The following is a 20,008-nucleotide window of genomic DNA, read 5'->3' as shown; positions in this document are numbered from 1 at the left end:
ATTTTATGCTGAGTCGCTGCCTGAGTCATGGACTCAAGACCAAAGCTTAACAAAAGATAGAGGGACACCCATGAATAAAGTTTATCCTGACGCCGCCTCGGCGCTGGCCGGTATCGTCCAAGATGGCCAGACCATCGCCGTTGGCGGCTTTGGCCTGTGCGGCATTCCCGAAGCCCTGATCGCTGCCTTGCGCGACTCGGGCGTGACGGGCCTGACGGCCATTTCCAACAATGCCGGCGTGGACGGCTTCGGCCTGGGCCAGCTGCTCACCACGCGCCAGATCAAGAAAATGATCGCCTCCTACGTGGGCGAAAACAAGGAGTTCGCGCGCCAGTACCTGGCCGGCGAACTGGAACTGGAATTCACGCCGCAAGGTACCCTGGCCGAGAAACTGCGCGCCGGCGGCGCAGGCATTCCCGCCTTCTTCACCAAGACGGGGGTGGGCACCATCGTTGCCGACGGCAAGGAACTGCGCGAGTTCGACGGCGAACAATATGTGATGGAACGCAGCCTGGTGGCCGATGTGTCGCTGGTGAAAGCCTACATGGCCGACCGCGCCGGTAATTTGGTTTACCGCAAGACGGCGCGCAATTTCAACCCGAACGTGGCCATGGCGGGCAAGATTACCATCGTCGAAGTGGAAAAACTGGTGGAAGTGGGCGAGATCGACCCGGACCAGGTGCATACGCCGAGCATCTTCGTGCACCGCATCGTGGTCAACGCGAACCCGGAAAAACGCATCGAGCAGCGCACGGTGCGCACCGAAGCATAAAAAAGAATACGGAGATTAATATGGCTTGGACGAGAGATCAAATGGCCGCGCGCGCGGCGAAAGAGCTGCAAGACGGCTTTTATGTGAACCTGGGCATCGGCTTGCCGACCCTGGTGGCGAACTATGTGCCGGAGAACATCGAAGTATTCCTGCAGTCGGAAAACGGCTTGCTGGGCATCGGCCCGTTTCCCACCGACGCGGAAGTCGATGCTGACCTGATCAACGCGGGCAAGCAGACGGTGACGGCCTTGCCGGGCGCCGCCTACTTCAGCTCGGCTGACTCCTTTGGCATGATCCGTGGCGGCAAGATCAACCTGGCCATCCTGGGTGCCATGCAAGTGTCGGAAAAGGGCGACCTGGCAAACTGGATGATTCCAGGCAAGATGGTCAAGGGTATGGGCGGCGCAATGGACCTCGTCGCTGGCGTCAAGCGTGTCGTCGTGCTGATGGAACACGTGGCCACGGCCAAGGATGGCACGACGTCGCACAAGCTGCTCAAGCAGTGCGACTTGCCGCTGACGGGCGTGGGCGTGGTCGATGTCATCATCAGCGACCTGGGCGTCATCGACGTGACGGAAAACGGACTGAAGCTGGTGGAACTGGCGCCGGGCGTCACCAAGGAACAAGTGCAGGCGGCCACGGGCGCGGAACTGGACGTTTCCGCCGTGTAAACGGCTCGTTGCAGGCAATAACAGGGCGGACAGCGATGTCCGCCCTTTTTTTATGCGTCCGCCTTGCCGCGCAAGCCGTCCAGGCTGTAGGCGCCGGCGCCCGCAACTGCAAAGTACAGGAAGGTGAAGCAGTACATCACGGCCATCTCGCCGCCGTTCAGGATGGGCGGAAAGCCGGCAGGTGCATGTGCCATGAAGTAAGCGGCCGCCATCTGGCCCGACAGGATGAAGGCGACGGGGCGCGTGAACAGGCCCACCAGCAGCAAGCTGCCGCCCACCAGTTCGATGACGCCGGCCGCGCCCATCACGGACAACAGTTGCAGGCCGTCGAACATGGCCACGTGCGGTGCGCCGAACAGCTTGGCAGTGCCGTGCTGCAGGAAGAGAAAACCGAGGATGATGCGCAGCAGGCCCAGCAGGCGTGGGTTCCAGGTGGCGTAGAAGGCGGGCGTGAGGGACATGACGTACTCCATTCAAAAAGGTGGATGGTTCTGTGTCAGGCTTGTATTAACGCAATGTCATTATGCGCGAGCCTGGCGGCGAACAGGTGACAGCACTGTAATAGTTTTTGATTCATTGATCATTATGGTAAATATTGATGCATGATTTACTGTGTGTTGATGATGCAATAAAACGTGCGCGCATGAAAAAAGCCCCGCAGATCGCTCTGCGGGGCTCCTAGTGGAGAGGTCAGCTTACTTGACGATATTCACGGCTGGTGCAATGTAGGCATCGTCGGTCGGGTGGGTGGGATGAGCCAGCTCGCTGTGCAGCTTGTCCATGTCCAGTTCTTTTTCCCATTTCGACACGACGATGGTGGCCACGCCGTTGCCGACGAAGTTGGTCAGCGCGCGGCATTCGCTCATGAAGCGGTCGATGCCCAGGATCAGCGCCATGCCGGCCACGGGAATCGTCGGCACCACGGCCAGGGTGGCGGCCAGGGTAATGAAGCCGGCGCCGGTGATGCCGGAGGCGCCTTTCGAGGTCAGCATCGCTACGCCCAGGATGGTCAGTTCCTGCCAGATGGTCAGTTCCGTGTTGGTCGCTTGCGCCACGAACAGGGCGGCCATGGTCATGTAGATGTTGGTGCCGTCCAGGTTGAACGAGTAGCCGGTAGGCACGACCAGGCCGACCACCGGTTTCGAGCAGCCCAGGCGCTCGAGTTTTTTCATCAGCGCCGGCAGGGCCGATTCCGACGAGCTCGTACCCAGCACGATCAGCAGTTCTTCCTTGATGTACAACAAGAAGCGGCCGATGGAAAAGCCCGTGTACTTGGCGATCAGTCCCAGCACGACGAAGACGAACAGGAAGCAGGTCAGGTAGAACGAACCCATCAGTTTAGCCAGCGGGATCAGCGAAGCCAGGCCGTATTTGCCGATGGTGAAGGCCATCGCGCCGAACGCACCGATGGGAGCGACTTTCATGATGATGTTGACCATGCCGAAGATGGCATGCGACAGTTCATCAATCAGCTTGGTGACCGGACGGCCGCGCTCGCCCAGCAGGGACAGCGAGAAGCCGAACAGGATGGCGATCAACAGCACTTGCAGGATGTCGCCCTTGGCGAAGGCGTCGACGAAGGTCTTCGGGATGATATTCATCAGGAAGTCGACGGTGGTCAAGCCTTCGGCGTGCGTATATTGCGCGATCGACTTGGCGTCCAGGTGAGCCGGGTCGGCGTTGAAGCCGGCGCCCGGTTTCAGGATATTGGCAACCAGCAAGCCGATGGCCAGCGCAAAAGTGGAGACCACTTCGAAGTACAGCAGTGCCTTGCCGCCCACTCTGCCGATCTTCTTGACGTCCTGCATGCCGGCAATGCCGGAGACCACGGTACAGAAGATCACCGGGGCGATGATCATCTTGATCAGTTTGATAAAGCCGTCACCCAGCGGTTTCATGTCGACGGCGTTCGATGGGTAGAACACCCCCAGCAGCACGCCAGCCACGATGGCGAACAGGACCTGTACATACAGGATTTTATAGAATGGTTTTTTCACGAGTGGTCTCCTCTTGCGGGTTGATGCTGCGATCATCCGCCCATTGCCAGGCTGGCTCAATTGTGGATAACCGCAGATATGCATTTTCGCTATATCGGGTATTGCTCCATGGCTGGCGTGCTGCGGCGCAGCATTTCAGGCGCGCGCTTGGAGCATTGCCCGCGCTGCGCTACACTGCCGTAGCGTCGCGCGCGGGATACTCCATGGCAGGAAGGAAGCGGTGCTCTTTTTATATCGAATAAGGAAATCGCATGATCGAAGCCAGCATCAAGTCAGTGCAATGCATCTCGCCGGCGGGCCTGCACAGCATGTCGTATAAAGAGTGGGGCGCGCCCGACAATCCGAACGTGCTCGTCTGCGCCCATGGCGTGACGCGCGTGGCGGACGACTTCGACAGCCTGGCGCGCGCCATGGCCAGCGATTACCGCGTCATCTGCCCCGATGTGGTGGGACGAGGACGCTCGGGCTGGCTGGCCAACCCGCAGTTTTACCGCGTACCGCAATATGTGAGCGACATGGTGACCCTGCTGGCGCGCGTGCTGGCCAATGGCGAGCGCCAGACGGTGGACTGGTTCGGTACTTCGATGGGCGGCTTGATCGGCCTGGGTCTGGCATCGTTGCCGAACAGCCCGATCAGCAAGCTGGTGCTGAACGATATCGGTCCGACCCTGGCGCCGGAAGCCTTGCAGCGCATCGGCGACTACATCGGCCAGGATCTGCGTTTCGAGACGTTCGAGCAGGGTGCCAGGTTTGTGCGCGATGTGTCCGCCAGCTTCGGCCCGCACACGGACGCGGAATGGCATAAACTGGCCGTGGATGTATTGCGCCAGGATAAGGATGGCCATTGGCGCCGTCACTATGACATGGGACTGGCCATGCCGTTCCGCTCGGCCACACCGGAATCGGCAGCCAGCGACGAAGCCATGCTGTGGGCCGCGTATGATGCCGTGCGCTGTCCCACCTTGCTGGTGCGCGGTTCGGAATCCGATTTGCTGTCGCACGCGACGGCGCAAAGTATGCTGGGCCGTGGTCCGAAGGCGGAGCTGGTGGAAATTGCCGGCGTGGGCCATGCGCCCACTTTTGTCCATGACGACCAGATCGCCATCGCGCGCAAGTTTCTGCTGGGCAAGTAAGTAGTGGTAAGAGATAACGCTGTACAGATTTTGAAACAACCGAAAGAAGAAGCATGGAAATTACACGACTGCACGTAGGCAAACGCCTCTCCGAAGTAGCGATACACAACAACACCATCTACCTGGCTGGGCAGATTGCCGAAGACACGACGCAAGATATCGTCGGCCAGACGCGCGAAGTGCTCGGTCACGTCGACCGCCTGCTGATGGAAGCGGGCAGCGACAAGACCTGCATCCTGTCGTGCCAGATCTATATCGCCGACATGAAAGACTTCCCCGGCATGAATGAAGTGTGGGATGACTGGGTCGCGTCCGGCCACACGCCGCCGCGCGCCACGGTGGAGGCGAAGCTGGCCAATCCGGCATGCCTGGTTGAAATCGTCATCATCGCTGCAGAGCGCTAGGTTATTAAGTTATTTAGTTTTTAAGTTTATAAGGCATTACATGGTTTCCATCTCGGCCCCGAATAGCGTCACATCGGAACAACTGGTAGAGGGCTTGAGTGCGCCGGACAGCGCCCGCGTGCTGGACGCGCTCGCGTATGCCACCGAAGCGTATGGTGACAAGCAGACCTTTGCCGGCCGTTCTGCGCTGGACTTCGCCATCGGCGTGGCCACCACCCTGGCTTTCCTGCGCAGCGATGCGGAAACGCGCATTGCCGGTCTGATGTTCGAGCTGACGATGCTGGACCCGGATACGGCGGCCGACATCGAGCCGCGCTTCGGCAAGCAGGTGTGCGACCTGGCCACCGGCGTGCGCCAGCTGATTCGCCTGCGCGCGCTGACCCAGGCACAGCACGGCAGCGCTGCCGGTCGTGGCAAGAACGCGGCGCAGCAAGCCGTGGCCCAGGTGGAAACCTTGCGCAAGATGCTGCTGGCGATGGCCTCCGACATGCGCGTGGTGCTGGTGCGCCTGGCCGCATGCGTGACGACCTTGCGCTATTTTGCCGAATTGAAGCTGTTCAACGAAATGACGCGTGAATACGGCAAGGAAACGCTGGATTTGTACGCGCCGCTGGCCAACCGCCTCGGCATCTGGCAACTGAAGTGGGAACTGGAAGACTTGTCGTTCCGCTTCATCGAGCCGGAAGCGTATAAACGCATCGCCAAGATGCTGGAAGAAAAGCGCATGATGCGCGAGGGCTTTGTTTCCTCGGCCATCTTGCGCCTGCAGACGGAACTGGCCTCGGCCGGTATCCAGGCGGAAGTATTTGGCCGCCCGAAACACATTTACAGCATCTGGAACAAGATGCGCGGCAAGGAACTCGATTTTACGGCACTGTACGATGTGCGCGCCTTCCGCGTCATCGTCGCCGACGTGAAAACCTGCTACACGGTACTGGGCGTAGTCCACAATATCTGGACCCCCATCCCGAAGGAATTCGACGATTACATTTCGCGGCCAAAACCTAACGGTTATCAGTCGTTGCACACGGTGGTGACGGCCGAAGATGGCCGGCCGCTGGAAGTGCAGATACGCACGAATGAAATGCACAGCTTTGCCGAGTACGGCGTGGCTGCGCACTGGCGCTACAAGGAAGAGGGCGGCTCGAACTTTGCCGGCCAGAAATACGACGAAAAGATCGCCTGGCTGCGCCAGTTGCTGGCGTGGAAGACGGAAGTGGCCGATGCTGTCGTGGGCCAGGAAGAAATCCAGCGCGAATGGGTGGAAAAGTTGAAATCCGCCACGCTGGACGACCGCATCTTCGTCATGACGCCGCAGGCGCGGGTGCTGGAATTGCCTGTGGGCGCCACGCCCGTCGATTTCGCGTATCACCTGCATACGGATGTGGGCCACCGCTGCCGCGGCGCCAAGGTCGACGGCATCATGGTGCCCCTGAATACGCAATTAAAGAACGGCCAGACCTGCGAAATCATCACGGCCAAGGGCGCGCCCGGTACGGCCGGGCCGTCGCGCGACTGGTTGGGCGCCGGCTACGCCGTCAGCACGCGCACGCGTTCGAAGATCCGCGCGTGGTTCCATGCCATCGACATGCAGGAAACCCTGGCCCACGGCCGCGCGCTGGTGGAGAAATCCCTGCAGCGCGAAGGCAAGACGGCCGTCAATCTGGAAGCGCTGGCGCAAAAGCTGGGCTTTGCCAAGGTCGACGAGCTGTTCCTGTCGGTCGGCAAGGATGAATTCAGCCTGCGCCACGTAGAGCAGGCGCTGCACGACACTGGCGAAGTGGTGGTGCCGGAAGACGCTGTGCTGGTCGGCAAGAGCCGCGCCTCCAGTGTGGAGCAGGGTGCCAAGTCCGGCGTGCTGGTGGTGGGAACGGAGGGCTTGATGACGGTGCTGGCCAAGTGCTGCAAGCCGGCGCCGCCCGATAGCATCGTGGGCTTCGTGACGCGCGGCAAGGGCGTCTCTATCCACCGCGCCACCTGCAAGAATTTCGAGGAAATGCGCGCCAAGTCGCCCGAACGGGTGATTTTCACGGAGTGGGGCAGCACGGGCGGGCAAGACACCGTGTATCCGGTCGATATTTTCATTCTGGCCGGCGACCGTCAGGGCTTGCTGCGCGACATCTCCGAAATCTTTTCGCGCGAAAAGATCAACGTGATCGGCGTCAACACCCAAAGCGCCAAGGGCCAGGCCCGCATGACGTTTACGGCCGAGATCAGCTCGACGGCGCAGCTATTGAAGGCATTGAATGTCATCAAGGACGTGAGTGGTGTCCTGGAGGCAAGGCGCAGTTGACGCAATGAACTGCCGGGGGCAGACCCCCAAGGCCGCTAACGCAAAGTGCTGAGCTAGCGTGGCCGAGGGTCTGACCCCAGGCCTTGCTGGTGGGTCTGGTCACCCGCATGCAACCCAGCCATCGCGGCCGTCTCCGGCTGCAGAGTGATGTGATCGATACCGTGCTTGCTGAGTAACATCTTCTTGATCGCGCGCAATACCTTGGGCCAATGGTCGAGGTGTTCGATTTCCACGTGGCCGATCAGGGCCGGATGGCCCGGCGACATGTCCCACACATGCAAATCGTGCACGGCAATCACGCCGTCCACCTGTTCCACGTCCGTGCCCACGGCGATGTAGTCGATGTGCAAGGGCACGCCTTCCATCAGGAAGTGATAGGACTCGCGCAGCACGCCAAATGTCGACTTTAAAATCAGCAGGGACACCAGCACCGACAGCAGCGGGTCGATCTGCATCCAGCCCGTAAAGTAAATCACGGCGCCGGCGATGATGGCGGCGACCGAACCGAGCAAATCGCCCATCACATGCACGAGGGCGGCACGCGTGTTAACGCTTTGCTTGTCTTTCGATAATACCCACGCCACCACCACGTTGATCGCCAGGCCGATGAAGGCGACGATGAAAACCATGCCGCCCTTGACGGGTTGCGGGGCGGAAAAGCGTAACGCGGCTTCATAGCAGATCCAGCCCACCACGCACAGCATGGCCAGGCCGTTGACGAGGGCGGCCAGTGCCTCGGCGCGGCCAAAGCCGAACGAGTGGCGTGGAGACGGGGGGCGGCGCGCGATGAGCTGCGCCAGCAGGGCCAGGCCCAGCGCGGCCGCGTCCGTGACCATGTGGCCCGCGTCGGAAATCAGGGCCAGCGAATTGGACATGAAGCCGGCCACGACCTCGATGCCGGCAAACGACAGGGTCAGCCCCAGCGCCCACGCGAGGATGCTCTGGCTGCGCCCCTCGAACGAGTGGGTGTGCTGGGCGTCGCCCTTCAGGTGGGCGTGCAAATGGGTGGCGTCGTGTTCGGTGTGCGTCGGCTGCATGGAATGCTTTGTGGAATGAGGTTGCCGTCAGTGTAATTGAAAAGCAACAAGACAGTCGGCACGTAAAAAAACCTGCAGGGCCCGAGGCGCCGCAGGTTTTTGATGGAGCAGACAACTTTACTGCGCGGCCGTCTCGCCAAACTTGCCCTCGCGGAAGTCCTGCACGGCCTGGAACACTTCTGCCTGGGTATTCATGACAAACGGACCGTACTGCGCGATGGGCTCGTTCAAGGGCTGGCCGGCGACGAGGATTACGCGTCCGCCTTGCGGCGCCTCGATGCGCACGCCGTCGCTGCCCGGCGTGTTGGCGAAGATCGCCATGCGCAGGGCGGGCACGGCCTTGCCGTCCACCTGCACTTCGCCACGGAAGGTGTAGAGGAAAGCGTTATTGCCTTGCGGCAAGGGCTGCTCGAAGCTGCTGCCGGCAGGCAAGTCGATGTCCAGGTACAGCGGTTCCGTCAGCTCGCGCTGCACGGCGCCCGTCACGCCATGGCTCGCGCCGGCGATCACTTGCACGGCCACGCCCGCGTCCGTCGTGTAGCGGGGGATTTCGCTGCTGGTGAAATCGCGGTACCACGGCGTGCGCATCTTGTCGCGCGCGGGCAGGTTCAGCCACAGCTGAAAACCTTCCATCACACCTTCTTCCTGTTCCGGCATCTCCGAATGGATCACGCCGCTGCCGGCCGTCATCCATTGCACGCCGCCCGAGCTCAGCAAGCCTTCGTGGCCCGCGCTGTCCTTGTGGCGCATGCGTCCTGTGATCATGTACGAGACCGTTTCAAAACCCCGGTGCGGATGCTCGGGGAAGCCGGCGATGTAGTCGTTCGGCTTGTCGCTGGCGAAATTGTCGAGCATCAAAAACGGGTCGAGACGGCGCTGCAGCTGCTGCGTCAGCACGCGGTTGATCTTCACGCCAGCGCCATCCATGACAGCCTGGCCGGCGATCACGCGCTCGACGGCGCGTGCTTTGTTGACGGTGGTGATGTCGCTCATTGTGTTCTCCTGTTTGGGGTCAGACCCGCCGGGTCTGACCCCGTCTGACCCCGGCTTGGTACGTGCGTTACACCAAAATGGCGTTGATCTCGGCATCGGCTTGCGCCTGTGCCTTGGCCACGGCGTCCGGGCCCATGCCCATGCCTTCCGAATACACGTATTGCACGTCGGTCAGGCCCAGGAAGCCGAACATGGTGTTCAGGTAAGGCACCTGGCTATCGTTGGCGCTGTCGCGGTGCAAGCCGCCGCGGGACAGGCCCACATAGACTTTCTTGCCGGTCAGCAGGCCAACGGGGCCGTTTTCCGTGTACTTGAAAGTGACGTTGGCGCGGGCAATTGCGTCGAACCAGCTTTTCAGTTGCACGGTGATGCCGAAGTTGTACATCGGTGCGCCGATGACGATGACGTCGGCTGCTTGTACTTGCGCAATCAGCGCGTCGTCCAGGGCGATGCGGGCCGCCTGCTCCGGCGTGCGCTTGTCCGCCGGCGTGAACAGCGCTTGCAGGGTCGGCTCGTCGAGCACGGGGTGTGGTTGGGCAGCCAGGTCGCGGCGCACCAGGGTGGCTTCAGGGTTGCTGGCTTGCACGCGGGCAACGATGGCGTCAGCCAGACGGGTCGAGGCGGAACCGGTGCTGCGGGCGCTGGAATTGATTTGCAGGATGTTCATCTTGTTTCTCCGTGTGAGGTGTCTTGCGATGGATGAACTATAGCAATTCCAAAAACCATCCGGAAGCCGTTAAAATGGATAACATTAATCCACTAATGGAACAATTGGAACATATGGATATCGATCCTGGAGATTTGCTGCTGTTCGCTCGCGTCGTCGAATGCGGCAGTTTCTCGCGCGCCGCCCAGCGCGTGGACTTGCCCAAGTCGACCCTGTCGCGGCGTATTTCACTGCTGGAGGCCAAACTGGGCGAACGGCTGCTGCTGCGCACCACGCGCAAGCTGGCGCTGACGGAATTTGGCGCCAGTTTGCTCGAGCATGCGCGCAAGGTAGTCGAGGAAACAGAAGCGGCCGGCGCCTTGGCCCAGCACCGCCAGGCGGGCCCCAGTGGCTTGTTGCGTATTTCCATGCCGGCCGATTTCGGCGATGCGCTGATGCGCCAGGTGCTGGCCGAGTTCGTGCGCCGCTACCCGGCCATTTCGCTGGAACTGGACTTGTCGGCGCGGCGCGTGGATTTGCTGGAAGAAAATTTTGACCTGGCCATCCGCATGGGCAACTTGCCCGATGATGCCAGCCTGTCCGCGCGCCGGGTGGCGTTCAGCACCCTGTCCCTGTATGCCTCACCGCAATATACGAGCGTGCACGGCCTGCCCGAGCATCCCGACGACCTCTACGGCCATGATTTGCTCAGCTTGCCCCGTGCCGTGCATGGCCTCGTGCACTGGACTTTGATCCGCGGCAAGACGACGTGGGAGCGCGATTTGCCCGTGCGCCTGCTGGCGAACTCGCCGGAATTGCTGGTGCGCATGGCCTGCACGGGCGTGGGGATCGCGGCCAGCACGGACCGCTTCGCCAGGGCCTATGTGGCGACGGGGGAATTGGTGCGCGTGTTGCCGGAGTGGAGTTTCCCGCTGGTCACGGGCTGGGCCGTGTTTCCCGGCCGGCGCTTGATGCCGGCCAAGACGCGCGCGTTCCTGGACCTGATGGAGGAAATGTATCAAACCGACGCGCCCGTGTAGGCGCGCGTCCCGTTGGCTTAGCTGGGCAGATTGCCCATGACTTCGCCAAGCTGCACTGGGCCGGCAGGTTGCCAGTTGGCATTGAATGCCACGGTGTCTTTCGGGAATAGCATGACGACGGTGGAGCCCAGCAGGAAGCGTCCCAGCTCTTCGCCCTGTTTCAGCACGACATTGTCATTCGCATAGCTCCAGTCGCGAACCTGGCCCGTTCGGGGCGGGTTGACGACGCCGTGCCAGACGGTGGCCATGCTGCCGACGATGGTGGCGCCCACCAGGGTCATGACGAAGGGACCGTTGGCCGTGTCGAACACGCAGACGACTCTCTCGTTGCGGGCGAACAGGCCGGGAATGCCGCGCGCCGTCGTCGGGTTGACGGAAAACAGTTCACCAGGGACATAAATCATGCGCGTCAGGCGGCCATCGCACGGCATGTGGATGCGGTGGTAGTCGCGCGGGCTCAGGTACAGGTTGGCGAAGCTGCCGTGATCGAACCGGGCCGCCAGGGTCGCATCGCCGCCCACCAGGGCCGTGGTGCTGAAGTTGTGGCCCTTGGCCTGGAAAATCTGGTCCTTGTCGATGCTGCCGAACTGGCTGATGCGGCCATCGACGGGGCAGACGTAGTCGGCCTTGGCCAAGGGGCGGGCGTCCGGGCGCAGCGCGCGCGTGAAAAAGTCGTTGAAGCTCGTGTAGTGCGTGATGTCCGGGTCCAGCGCCTCATCCATGTTGACGTTGTAGCGGCCGACGAACCAGCGGATCAAACGCGTCGTCATGGCGCCGCCCTTGGCGCCGGCGATGCGGCCGGCAAAGTTGGTCAACGCTCCTTTTGGAAGCAGATATTGAGGCAGGACGGCAAGACGGTCAGACACGATGGGAAGCCTTTGACGGGGTGATGGGAATAATGATGAAAACGCATTATAGCGGCGATGTGGCGCGCAATGATATGCACCGTATGCAAGGGTGCGTATCGCAGGCTGTCACCAAATTTAATTTGCTAAAGGAAATATTTTCAGGAAACTGTGCCGCTCGTAAAAAATTGCAGCACAATACAGCGGCCTGTTTTTTAGCATTTAGCCATTTTTATTCAGCCAACTTTTTTCAGCCAAGTCATGATGCCACGCCGTTGCTTCCGCCTTACCGTTGTTTGTTCCGCTGTCCTGTTTGCCTGGAATGCCCAGGCGCAGCAATCCGAAGCGCCAGTCGGCGCTGACGTTGCCGCCGCGCCGCTGAAGGCTGAAAAGCCTGCCGCGCCCGCCATGCAGACCGTCGAAGTCAAGGGCAGCGGCTATGATCCGCGCCGCGACGATACGGCAAGCAAGATGGTCGTGGGCAGCGAGGAAATCCTCAAGTATGGCGACACGAATGTCACCGATGTGCTCAAGCGCTTGCCCGGCATTACCGTTTCCGGCGCGGCCGGGCGCTCGGGCGGCGAAATCCGCATGCGCGGACTGGGCAGCGGCTACACGCAGATCCTGCTTAACGGCGAGCGGGCGCCGGCCGGTTTTTCGCTCGATACCCTGTCGCCCGACGTGATCGAGCGCATCGAGATTTTGCATGCGGCCAGCGCCGAGTACAGCACGCAGTCGATCGCCGGCACCATCAACGTGGTGCTGAAAAAGGCCGTCAAGACAGCGCAGCGCGAGATCAAGCTGGGCGTGCAGGGCAGCGACGTGAGCTTTTCGCCCAGTGTCAACGTGCAACTGTCCGACCGCGATGGTAATTTCTCGTACTCGATGGCCGGTTCGCTGTTCCGCTATGACTATCATTATGATAATCCCGGACTGGAACTGGGCTACGCGCCCGATGGCCGGCAAAACCTGCTGCGCCGCACGAATGGCACGGGTGATGGCCGCCCGGAAGGCATCAATCTGTCGCCCCGCCTGAATTGGGCGCTGGCCAATGGCGACAATGTGACGGCGCAATTGTTCTTCAACGGCGGGCGCTCGAACCATCGCAATATCAGCCGTGCGGAAACAGAACAGGGCTTGCGCCCCGACTACGACACGAACACGGGCAGCTCCAGCAACCACAATGCCTTCGGCCGCAGCGACCTGACGTGGATGCACAAGCTGGCCGGCGGCGCCAAGCTGGAACTGAAAATTGGCGCCTCTGCCGCCCGCAATACGTCCGACAGCTTGCAGCAAGGCTTCATCGATGGCAGCGGCCTGGCGCTTGAGCGCAAGGTGGGCGTGAAGGCGACGGAAAACGGCGTCAGTTCCACCGGCAAGTATTCCTCGCCCTTGCTGCCGGGCCATGCCCTGTCCATGGGTTGGGATGGTGCCTACACGGAGCGCGAGGAAACCCGCCGCCAGCGCGAAGCGGCCCTGGGCGCGTTGGGTGCACGCCCGCCCGTCAACAGCGACGAAGGTTTCGACGCCACGATCCAGCGCCTGGCCCTGTACGTGCAGGATGAGTGGGAAATTACGCCGCGCTGGTCCATGTATGCGGGCGTGCGATGGGAAGGCATCGATACGCGCAGCGCGGGCGATACCTATGAGGAAGTGAATCAGCGCACCAGCGTGTGGAGCCCGCTGCTGCAAACCCTGTGGAAGTTGCCTGATACCAAGGGCGACCAGGTGCGCCTGGCCCTGACGCGTACCTACAAGGCGCAGCCCACGTCCAGCCTGATTCCGCGCCGCAATACCTCGACCAACAACAGCCAGACGGACCCTGACCGCGAAGGCAATCCGTATCTGAAACCGGAGCTGGCGCTGGGCATCGATGCCTCGTACGAGCACTACTGGGCCGAAGGCGCCTTGCTCAGCGCGCGCGCCTCGGCCCGCCGCATCGACGGCTATACGCGCCAGGGCTTGCTGTTCATCGATGACCGCTGGGTATCGACGCCCGTCAACGATGGCCGCGCCAATACGCAGACACTGGAACTGGAAGCGAAGTTCCCGCTGCGCGCCGTGCTGTCCGCGCCCGTGCCGGCCATCGACTTGCGCGCCAGCGTCAGCCGCAACTGGTCGCAGGTGGAGCAGGTGCCGGGGCCGGACAACCGGCTCGACCAGCAAACCCCCGTCAGCGGCAACTTTGGCCTCGACTACAAGACGCCGGACGGCGTGCTGACCACGGGTGGCAGCTTCAATTTCCGCAATGGCGGCCCCGTGCGCATCACCGAGCGCCAGAGCGCCTACACGTCGCCGCGGCGCGACCTCGACATTTATGCGCTGTGGAAATTTGATGCGAAGAACCAGCTGCGCCTGGCCGTGTCGAATTTGCTGGCACAAGACTTTGAAAGCAACACCATCTATACGGACGCCAGCGGCACGATAGTGCGCAACAGCATTTCGCCGAGTTCGCCGCAGGCGCGCGCGACCCTGGAAATGAAGTTCTGATCGTGACGTTCTCGTACTGAAATCCCCGGCCCGCATCCCCGCTGGCCTATAATCTCGGCAATTGCGCGCGCGGCCAGTCCGTGCGCGCCACCTTTTCCTTTGCCAAGATTGCTTTCCCCATGACGTTTTCCTCCCTCGGCCTGATCGATCCCCTGGTCCGCAAACTTGATGAGCTCGGCTATGCCAAGCCCACGCCGGTGCAGGCGCAAGCGATTCCTGCCGTACTGGCCGGGCGCGACCTGATGGCCGCCGCCCAGACGGGCACGGGCAAGACGGCCGGCTTTGCCGTGCCGCTGCTGCAGCGCCTGACCCTGGAAGGCGTGGTGGCGCCCCAGTGCGTGCGCGTGCTGGTGCTGGTGCCCACGCGCGAACTGGCCGAGCAAGTCTATGCCAGCTTCCGCAGCTATGGCGGCAACTTGCCTCTGCGCAGCTTTGTTGCCTATGGCGGCGTGCCGATCGAGCCGCAGATCAGCAAATTGCGCAAGGGCCTCGACGTGCTGGTGGCCACGCCAGGCCGCCTGCTGGACTTGCAGACGCAGGGCGCCGTCAAGTTCGAGCAAGTGCAGACGTTGGTACTGGACGAGGCGGACCGCATGCTGGACCTGGGCTTCGAGCGCGAGCTCGATATATTGCTGATGACCATGCCCAAGCAGCGCCAGACCCTGCTGTTTTCGGCCACCTTTTCGGATGCCATCCGCGCCATGGCGAAAACCATGCTGAAGGATCCCGTTTCGGTGGAAGTGAGCGCGCGCAACAGCACGGTCAAGGCCGTCAAGCAGTCGGTGATCGTGTGCGACAAGAAACGCAAGCCGGAACTGTTTTTGCACCTGCTGAAGAAAAAGCGCTGGGGCCAGGTATTGGTCTTCGTCAAGACGCGCAAGGGTGTCGAGCTACTGGTGAACACCTTGCTGGAGCAGGGCGTGCGCGCCGACTCCATCCACGGCGACAAGACGCAGCCGAACCGCCTGCGCGCGCTGGCCCGTTTCAAGGAGGCCGAGGTGCAGGTGCTGGTGGCCACCGACGTGGCCGCCCGCGGCCTGGATATCGATCAATTGCCCGTCGTCGTCAATTTCGACTTGCCCACCGTGGCGGAAGACTATATCCACCGCATCGGCCGTACGGGCCGCGCGGGCGCCTCGGGCGAAGCGATATCGCTGGTCTGCGCCGACGAAGTGGAATTGCTGTCGGCCGTGGAAGCGCTGACGCGGCAAACGCTGAAACGCAATGAGGAGCCCGGTTTCGAGGCGGAACACCGCGTGCCAGGCACGTCCGCCGGCGGTACCATCCAGAAGAAGGCCGTCAAGGTGCTGGCGCCGAAGGCGGCGGAGCGGGCCAAGAAGCGCCGCTTCTACAAATAAGCGGCGCAGTCAGCTTGGCGAGGCAAGGCGCGCAGCACGGATATGCCATTCGTGCCATCATGCGCCTATGACCTCGATACCTTTGTTCCCGCTCAATACGGTGCTGTATCCCGATGGCTATCTGCCCTTGCAGATCTTCGAGGTACGCTACCTGGACATGATACGTCAGTGCATCATGGGTGAGCAGCCGTTTGGCGTGGTGCAGCTGCTGGACGGCGCGGAAGTGCGCAAGCCGGGCCAGCAGGAAACTCTGGCGCCCGTGGGCACCCTGGCGCGCGTCATCGACTGGGCGGCGCCCCTGTCGGGCTTGCTGCAAATCAAATGCATGGGCATGCAGCGCTTTCACATCGTGGCCAGCGAGCAGCTCAAGTACGGCTTGTGGATGGCGCAGATTGAAACCTTGCCGGCCGATAAAACGATTCCCATCCCGCAAGAGCAACAGAACGTGGCCGATGCGCTGGGCGCGTTGATACGCACCTTGCAGGAGCAAAAGATTCCGCCAGAGCAGATGCCCCTGCAGCCGCCGTACCGCCTTGATGAATGCGGCTGGGTGGCGAACCGCTGGTGCGAGCTCTTGTCCCTGAGCGCCATGCAAAAGCAATTGCTGCTGAGCCAAGACAATCCCGTGCTGCGCCTGGAACTGGTGCAAGATATGCTCACTGAAAATGGTTTGCTCGAAGAGTAAATTAGCGGAAGCCGCATGTTTTCTCATGCTTCCGTTGTGCAATTGCAATTTCTATTGAGAAATACTTTACGCTTTGCCGCCGCTAGCATAAGATAATGCCCCTGGGCAAGATTGCCCTGAGCAACATTCAAGAGCACACGATAATGGCAAAAGTAAGCGCGGAACAGATCAATGCGGCAATGGAAGCGATGGCGGGGGAAGGCCAGGCCATCACGGTGCGCGCCTTGCGCGAGCGGCTGGGCAATGGCGCCTGCCTGGGCACTATCAGCAAGCTCTTGCAGCGCCGCAAGGCCGGCGCGCAGCGCCAGATCGCTGCCGCCGCCGAACTGTCGCCCGTGCTGCAGCAAGCCATTCTCGATTATGTAGGACAGGAATTAAGCGCCAGCCACAATGCGCATGAAGCCGAGATGAACGACAATCAACAGGAATTGATGGACCTGGCCAGCGAGAACGAGCGCCAGCAAGAGTTGCTTGACCTGCAGGCGGGCGAGCTGGAAACCTTGCGCGAGGAACTCGAACGCGAGCGGCAAGTCGCCAACCAGGCACGCACGGACTTGGCCAAGGCGCAGCTGCGCCTGGAAGGCTTGCCGCGCCTGGAAGAGGCCGCCGAGCAGGCGCGCATGGACCTGGCCAAGGCGCAATTCAAGCTCGAAGGCATCCCCCGCCTGGAAGAGGCGGCCGAAGCGGCGCGCGCCGAATTGATCCAGGCCCAGCTGAAGCTGGAAAGCCTGACCCGCGTGGAAACGGAACTGGCTGCCGCGCGTCTGGAACTGGAAGCGGAACGCGAAGAGCTGGGCGAAACGCGCGCCGAACTGGACGAGGAGCGCACCTTGCGTATCAAGGCGCAGCAGTTCATCGTCGATCCCATCTTCAAGACCCCTGTCTGAGGACACCTGACCAAACCTGCTGCGCGTTGGTATAGGCGGCTTGCGATGCTCACCGTGCTCTAGCACGGTTGCGCTTCGCGGCCACCTCTACCTTCCGCTCGCGACGGTTTTGTCAGGTGCCGATACGTTCCTGGGTAACCCTGGCGGGCGATATCACTCTTTTTGCTGGCTTGCACTCTGCCTTGCAGCCACGCTGATGCGCGCAGTCGGGCCTTGCTGGCTTAAAATGGCGCACTGTCGCGTCATGCCGTGCGACGCCTTGATCGCAAAGAAGGTTTATGTCTGTAGAAAAAGAAGTGCCGCTCCCGCTTGCGGCCGCCCCCCTATCGTCGCGCGCGTTGCCGCCCAGGCCGCCAGCCGCATTCAGTTCGCCCGAAGCGGCACTCGCGCGCAAGCAGGCGCGCGAAGACAAGGATGCGCAGGTGCGCGGCGTTACCTCCATCGATGCCATGCGCGAGGCCATCAAGCAGGCGGCGCGCGACTTGCCCACCATCAGCGCCGTGCCGCGCCTGGCCATGCTCGGCGCCGCCGCCTTCCGCGCGCGCGCCGCGCTGGGCTTGCCTTTCCTGATGCGCGGGCTGGTGCAGCGCTGGCCCCTGTCTGCAGTGGGTCCGGAAATCTTGCGCGAGCAGTTCAGCCACGTGCCCGTGCGCGCGCGGGTGGGCGACTACATCAACACGGCATTTGCGGCCGACCGCGCCATGCAGGACATGTCGATGGGGCAATACCTGGACCTGGTGGCAGAGGGCAAGTATGCGCTGCCGCCGTATCTGGGCAATCTGGAATTGCGCGAATTGAACCGCCTGTGCCACTGGCCCACGTATTTTGACAAGATGGGTCCGCCGCGTTTCTGGGTGGGGCCGGCTGGCACGGTAACGCCTTTGCATTGCGATTACGATGACAATATCTTCGCCCAGGTGTGGGGCTGCAAGCGCATCATTTTATCCCCGCCGCACCACGACGAATTCCTGTATCCCAGCGAAGCGAACGCCATCCTGTTCGGCTCGCCGTTTGACCCGGAAGCGCCCGATTTCGAGCGTTTTCCCCTGGCGCGCCAGGCCAGCATGATCGAATGCCTTGTCGAACCGGGCGACATGTTGTACGTGCCCGCCGGCTGGTATCACCAGGTGCGCGCGCTGACGTTTTCGCTCTCATCGAACCGCTGGGCCAGGGCCATGCCGCTGGCACTGCATGGCGGGGCGGCGCTGCGGCGTACCGCGGCTTAATCTGATGCCGCGATGGCCTTGCCATCGGCGCGCAAGCGCCTGGGCCGCCATTCGCTGAGGATGCCTGCGCCAATGATCAGGATGGCCCCGACGATGGCCAACCCGGGCAAGCGCTCGCCCGCGATGCGCCCGATCACGCCAGCCCAGACTGGCTCGCCCGCATAGATCAGCGTGGCCTTGGTGGCGGAGATGCGCTTTTGCGCCCAGTTCATCACATACTGGATCAGCGCACTGGCGCAGCCCAGCGCGAGGACGCTGAGAATGAAAGTTTTGCTCAGGGCCGGCGGCGCTTCGCCCATGACGGGCATCAACAGCAGGGCAATCAACGACGCCGTTGCCAGTTGCACGATGGTCACGCGCAAGATGTTCAGCTGCGGCGAGACGCGGCTGATGAGGATGATTTCCAGGGCAATCGCGATGGCGCCTATCGCCGTGATCAGCTCGCCTTTGCCCAGGCCCAGGCCCAGGCCATCCGTGCCCGTGAGCAGCAGCAAGCCGACGAATGCCAGCACGACGGCCACCCACACTGCGGGGCGGGGCCGCTGCTTGAAGACCAGCCATTGCACCAGCGGCACAATGGGAACATAGAAGGCCGTGATGAAGGCCGACTTGCTGCTGGAAATATGCATCAAGCCATAGGTTTGCAGTGCGTAGCCGCCAAAGATGCTGACGCCGATGAGCATGCCGGTGAATAACTCGGCCTTGCTCAAGTGACGTAGCTGGCCCCGGCAAACGAGGGCGCCTATGCTGGCGGCGACGGCAAAGCGGGCGGCTACAAAGGCCAGTGGGCCGCTGACCGTCACGGCATGCTGCACGATGAGAAATGTTCCGCCCCAGATGAAGGTGATGGCGATCAGGGCCAGTTCGGGCAGGCCGAAGGCGGGCGGGGGACTTGCGTGCGTTTTCATGGGAGGCTATGCTATGAGCAAAATATTTCCCATCATAATAGGAGCAATATATTGCGCAGTCAAGCCGAGGCCGGTGGCGTGCTGGAGCACCTGGCCAAAAATCTGCGGCGCTTGCGCCTCGCCGCCGGCCTCAGTCAGGAGGAGCTGGCGCGCCAGTCTGGCCTCAGCCGGCGCATGGTCAACGGCGTCGAGGCGGGCAGCACCAACATCAGCCTGGCCAACCTCGACCATGTGGCCGCCGCCTTGGGCGTGGCCTTTGTCGACCTGGTGCAGCCGCCGCAGCAGCCGCACGACAGCCTGCGCGTGCTGATGTGGCAAAGCGCATCGCAAGCGAGCCGGGCAGTGCTGCTGGGCGCCGCGCCCGCCAGCCGCCAGGTGGAGCTGTGGTCGTGGACCCTGGCGCCGGGCGAGCGCTATGATGCGCAAGCCGACCAGGCCGGATTCAGCGAAATGCTCTACGTGCTGGAAGGCGAGCTGCAACTGGTCCTGGCGGCCGGGACGAGAACGCTGGCCACCGGTGATTTTCTTGTATTCAGCAGCGCGCAAGCGTATGCCTACGTCAATGCCGGCGTATCGACCCTGCGCTTTACGCGCAATGTGGCCAGCTAGGAGTCAATGGAAAC

19 protein-coding genes are annotated in these 20,008 nt (G+C 62.0%); 12 read left to right on the top strand and 7 right to left on the bottom strand.

Features of this window, described 5'->3' with window-relative positions:
• The first annotated feature begins 70 nt into the window (after positions 1-70).
• Positions 71-772: a CoA transferase subunit A gene (locus tag ACQ4WZ_RS11395; RefSeq protein ID WP_101480844.1), complete on the top strand. Its 702-nt coding sequence runs from the start codon at positions 71-73 to the stop codon at positions 770-772.
• A gap of 20 nt (positions 773-792) precedes the next feature.
• Positions 793-1,443 (top strand): CoA transferase subunit B, encoded by a 651-nt coding sequence (locus tag ACQ4WZ_RS11390; RefSeq protein WP_101480845.1) that lies wholly within the window; start codon positions 793-795, stop codon positions 1,441-1,443.
• 50 nt (positions 1,444-1,493) lie between these two features.
• On the opposite strand, the gene ACQ4WZ_RS11385 is transcribed toward ACQ4WZ_RS11390, so the two are convergent.
• Positions 1,494-1,904 (bottom strand): DoxX family protein, encoded by a 411-nt coding sequence (locus ACQ4WZ_RS11385; protein ID WP_436573444.1) that lies wholly within the window; start codon positions 1,902-1,904, stop codon positions 1,494-1,496.
• A 234-nt stretch (positions 1,905-2,138) separates the two neighbouring features.
• Entirely contained in the window at positions 2,139-3,476 is a 1,338-nt protein-coding gene (locus ACQ4WZ_RS11380; RefSeq protein ID WP_243858145.1) for a dicarboxylate/amino acid:cation symporter, read from the bottom strand.
• A 215-nt stretch (positions 3,477-3,691) separates the two neighbouring features.
• Here ACQ4WZ_RS11380 and ACQ4WZ_RS11375 point away from each other — a divergent pair, with 215 nt between their 5' ends.
• The 3 genes from ACQ4WZ_RS11375 to ACQ4WZ_RS11365 are packed head-to-tail and all read left to right on the top strand — an operon-like array spanning position 3,692 to position 7,270.
• The gene (locus ACQ4WZ_RS11375; RefSeq protein WP_436573443.1) at positions 3,692-4,573 is read left to right on the top strand and encodes an alpha/beta fold hydrolase; all 882 of its coding nucleotides are present in this window, start codon (positions 3,692-3,694) and stop codon (positions 4,571-4,573) included.
• Between the two features lie 53 nt (positions 4,574-4,626).
• A complete protein-coding gene (locus tag ACQ4WZ_RS11370; protein ID WP_101480849.1) occupies positions 4,627-4,977 on the top strand; it encodes a RidA family protein in 351 nt (116 codons plus the stop codon).
• Positions 4,978-5,017: 40 nt separating this feature from the next.
• Complete coding sequence (locus ACQ4WZ_RS11365; RefSeq protein WP_101480850.1) at positions 5,018-7,270, top strand: RelA/SpoT family protein; 2,253 nt, start codon at positions 5,018-5,020, stop codon at positions 7,268-7,270.
• 53 nt (positions 7,271-7,323) lie between these two features.
• Here the strand turns inward: ACQ4WZ_RS11365 and ACQ4WZ_RS11360 are convergent, their stop codons facing one another.
• From ACQ4WZ_RS11360 to ACQ4WZ_RS11350, 3 genes are all read right to left on the bottom strand, one after another.
• Positions 7,324-8,307 carry a cation diffusion facilitator family transporter gene (locus tag ACQ4WZ_RS11360; RefSeq protein ID WP_436573442.1) on the bottom strand — a complete coding sequence of 328 codons (984 nt, stop codon included), beginning with the start codon at positions 8,305-8,307 and terminating at the stop codon, positions 7,324-7,326.
• 117 nt (positions 8,308-8,424) lie between these two features.
• Positions 8,425-9,300: a pirin family protein gene (locus tag ACQ4WZ_RS11355; RefSeq protein ID WP_436573441.1), complete on the bottom strand. Its 876-nt coding sequence runs from the start codon at positions 9,298-9,300 to the stop codon at positions 8,425-8,427.
• Positions 9,301-9,367: 67 nt separating this feature from the next.
• Entirely contained in the window at positions 9,368-9,967 is a 600-nt protein-coding gene (locus ACQ4WZ_RS11350; RefSeq protein WP_101480853.1) for an FMN-dependent NADH-azoreductase, read from the bottom strand.
• Between the two features lie 113 nt (positions 9,968-10,080).
• Here ACQ4WZ_RS11350 and ACQ4WZ_RS11345 point away from each other — a divergent pair, with 113 nt between their 5' ends.
• Positions 10,081-10,986, top strand: coding sequence for a LysR family transcriptional regulator (locus ACQ4WZ_RS11345; RefSeq protein ID WP_101484479.1), 906 nt, complete (start codon positions 10,081-10,083; stop codon positions 10,984-10,986).
• A gap of 17 nt (positions 10,987-11,003) precedes the next feature.
• On the opposite strand, the gene asd is transcribed toward ACQ4WZ_RS11345, so the two are convergent.
• Complete coding sequence (gene asd, locus ACQ4WZ_RS11340) at positions 11,004-11,852, bottom strand: archaetidylserine decarboxylase (RefSeq protein WP_436573440.1); 849 nt, start codon at positions 11,850-11,852, stop codon at positions 11,004-11,006.
• Between the two features lie 240 nt (positions 11,853-12,092).
• Here asd and ACQ4WZ_RS11335 point away from each other — a divergent pair, with 240 nt between their 5' ends.
• The 5 genes from ACQ4WZ_RS11335 (at position 12,093) to ACQ4WZ_RS11315 (ending at position 18,477) form a co-directional block, all read left to right on the top strand.
• Positions 12,093-14,321 carry a TonB-dependent receptor plug domain-containing protein gene (locus ACQ4WZ_RS11335; protein WP_436573439.1) on the top strand — a complete coding sequence of 743 codons (2,229 nt, stop codon included), beginning with the start codon at positions 12,093-12,095 and terminating at the stop codon, positions 14,319-14,321.
• A gap of 119 nt (positions 14,322-14,440) precedes the next feature.
• Complete coding sequence (locus tag ACQ4WZ_RS11330; protein WP_101484481.1) at positions 14,441-15,679, top strand: DEAD/DEAH box helicase; 1,239 nt, start codon at positions 14,441-14,443, stop codon at positions 15,677-15,679.
• Positions 15,680-15,746: 67 nt separating this feature from the next.
• Positions 15,747-16,364 (top strand): LON peptidase substrate-binding domain-containing protein, encoded by a 618-nt coding sequence (locus ACQ4WZ_RS11325; RefSeq protein WP_436573438.1) that lies wholly within the window; start codon positions 15,747-15,749, stop codon positions 16,362-16,364.
• Positions 16,365-16,507: 143 nt separating this feature from the next.
• Positions 16,508-17,251, top strand: coding sequence for a DNA-binding protein (locus ACQ4WZ_RS11320; protein ID WP_101484482.1), 744 nt, complete (start codon positions 16,508-16,510; stop codon positions 17,249-17,251).
• Positions 17,252-17,529: 278 nt separating this feature from the next.
• Positions 17,530-18,477: a cupin-like domain-containing protein gene (locus ACQ4WZ_RS11315; protein WP_133992134.1), complete on the top strand. Its 948-nt coding sequence runs from the start codon at positions 17,530-17,532 to the stop codon at positions 18,475-18,477.
• Here the strand turns inward: ACQ4WZ_RS11315 and ACQ4WZ_RS11310 are convergent.
• Positions 18,474-19,385: a DMT family transporter gene (locus tag ACQ4WZ_RS11310; RefSeq protein WP_436573437.1), complete on the bottom strand. Its 912-nt coding sequence runs from the start codon at positions 19,383-19,385 to the stop codon at positions 18,474-18,476. The genes ACQ4WZ_RS11315 and ACQ4WZ_RS11310 overlap by 4 nt on opposite strands.
• 51 nt (positions 19,386-19,436) lie before the next feature.
• On the opposite strand from ACQ4WZ_RS11310, the gene ACQ4WZ_RS11305 reads away from it, so the two are divergent.
• The gene (locus tag ACQ4WZ_RS11305; protein WP_436573436.1) at positions 19,437-19,994 is read left to right on the top strand and encodes a helix-turn-helix domain-containing protein; all 558 of its coding nucleotides are present in this window, start codon (positions 19,437-19,439) and stop codon (positions 19,992-19,994) included.
• The last annotated feature ends 14 nt before the right edge of the window (positions 19,995-20,008 follow it).

The organism is Janthinobacterium darwini (genome assembly GCF_051380905.1).
Classification (GTDB): domain Bacteria; phylum Pseudomonadota; class Gammaproteobacteria; order Burkholderiales; family Burkholderiaceae_D; genus Janthinobacterium.
The sequence above is the reverse complement of the archived record's forward strand: the minus strand, read 5'-3'. Positions and strand labels throughout refer to the sequence as shown.

Coding starts and splice junctions, on each gene's coding strand:
- ACQ4WZ_RS11390 (WP_101480845.1), top strand. CDS start 793: ATGGCTTGGACGAGAGATCAAATGGCCGCGCGCGCGGCGAAAGAGCTG.
- ACQ4WZ_RS11310 (WP_436573437.1), bottom strand. CDS start 19,385: ATGAAAACGCACGCAAGTCCCCCGCCCGCCTTCGGCCTGCCCGAACTG.
- ACQ4WZ_RS11335 (WP_436573439.1), top strand. CDS start 12,093: ATGATGCCACGCCGTTGCTTCCGCCTTACCGTTGTTTGTTCCGCTGTC.
- ACQ4WZ_RS11315 (WP_133992134.1), top strand. CDS start 17,530: ATGTCTGTAGAAAAAGAAGTGCCGCTCCCGCTTGCGGCCGCCCCCCTA.
- ACQ4WZ_RS11395 (WP_101480844.1), top strand. CDS start 71: ATGAATAAAGTTTATCCTGACGCCGCCTCGGCGCTGGCCGGTATCGTC.
- ACQ4WZ_RS11380 (WP_243858145.1), bottom strand. CDS start 3,476: ATGATCGCAGCATCAACCCGCAAGAGGAGACCACTCGTGAAAAAACCA.
- ACQ4WZ_RS11385 (WP_436573444.1), bottom strand. CDS start 1,904: ATGTCCCTCACGCCCGCCTTCTACGCCACCTGGAACCCACGCCTGCTG.
- ACQ4WZ_RS11370 (WP_101480849.1), top strand. CDS start 4,627: ATGGAAATTACACGACTGCACGTAGGCAAACGCCTCTCCGAAGTAGCG.
- ACQ4WZ_RS11355 (WP_436573441.1), bottom strand. CDS start 9,300: ATGAGCGACATCACCACCGTCAACAAAGCACGCGCCGTCGAGCGCGTG.
- ACQ4WZ_RS11330 (WP_101484481.1), top strand. CDS start 14,441: ATGACGTTTTCCTCCCTCGGCCTGATCGATCCCCTGGTCCGCAAACTT.
- ACQ4WZ_RS11360 (WP_436573442.1), bottom strand. CDS start 8,307: ATGCAGCCGACGCACACCGAACACGACGCCACCCATTTGCACGCCCAC.
- ACQ4WZ_RS11350 (WP_101480853.1), bottom strand. CDS start 9,967: ATGAACATCCTGCAAATCAATTCCAGCGCCCGCAGCACCGGTTCCGCC.
- ACQ4WZ_RS11375 (WP_436573443.1), top strand. CDS start 3,692: ATGATCGAAGCCAGCATCAAGTCAGTGCAATGCATCTCGCCGGCGGGC.
- ACQ4WZ_RS11325 (WP_436573438.1), top strand. CDS start 15,747: ATGACCTCGATACCTTTGTTCCCGCTCAATACGGTGCTGTATCCCGAT.
- ACQ4WZ_RS11320 (WP_101484482.1), top strand. CDS start 16,508: ATGGCAAAAGTAAGCGCGGAACAGATCAATGCGGCAATGGAAGCGATG.
- ACQ4WZ_RS11365 (WP_101480850.1), top strand. CDS start 5,018: ATGGTTTCCATCTCGGCCCCGAATAGCGTCACATCGGAACAACTGGTA.
- ACQ4WZ_RS11345 (WP_101484479.1), top strand. CDS start 10,081: ATGGATATCGATCCTGGAGATTTGCTGCTGTTCGCTCGCGTCGTCGAA.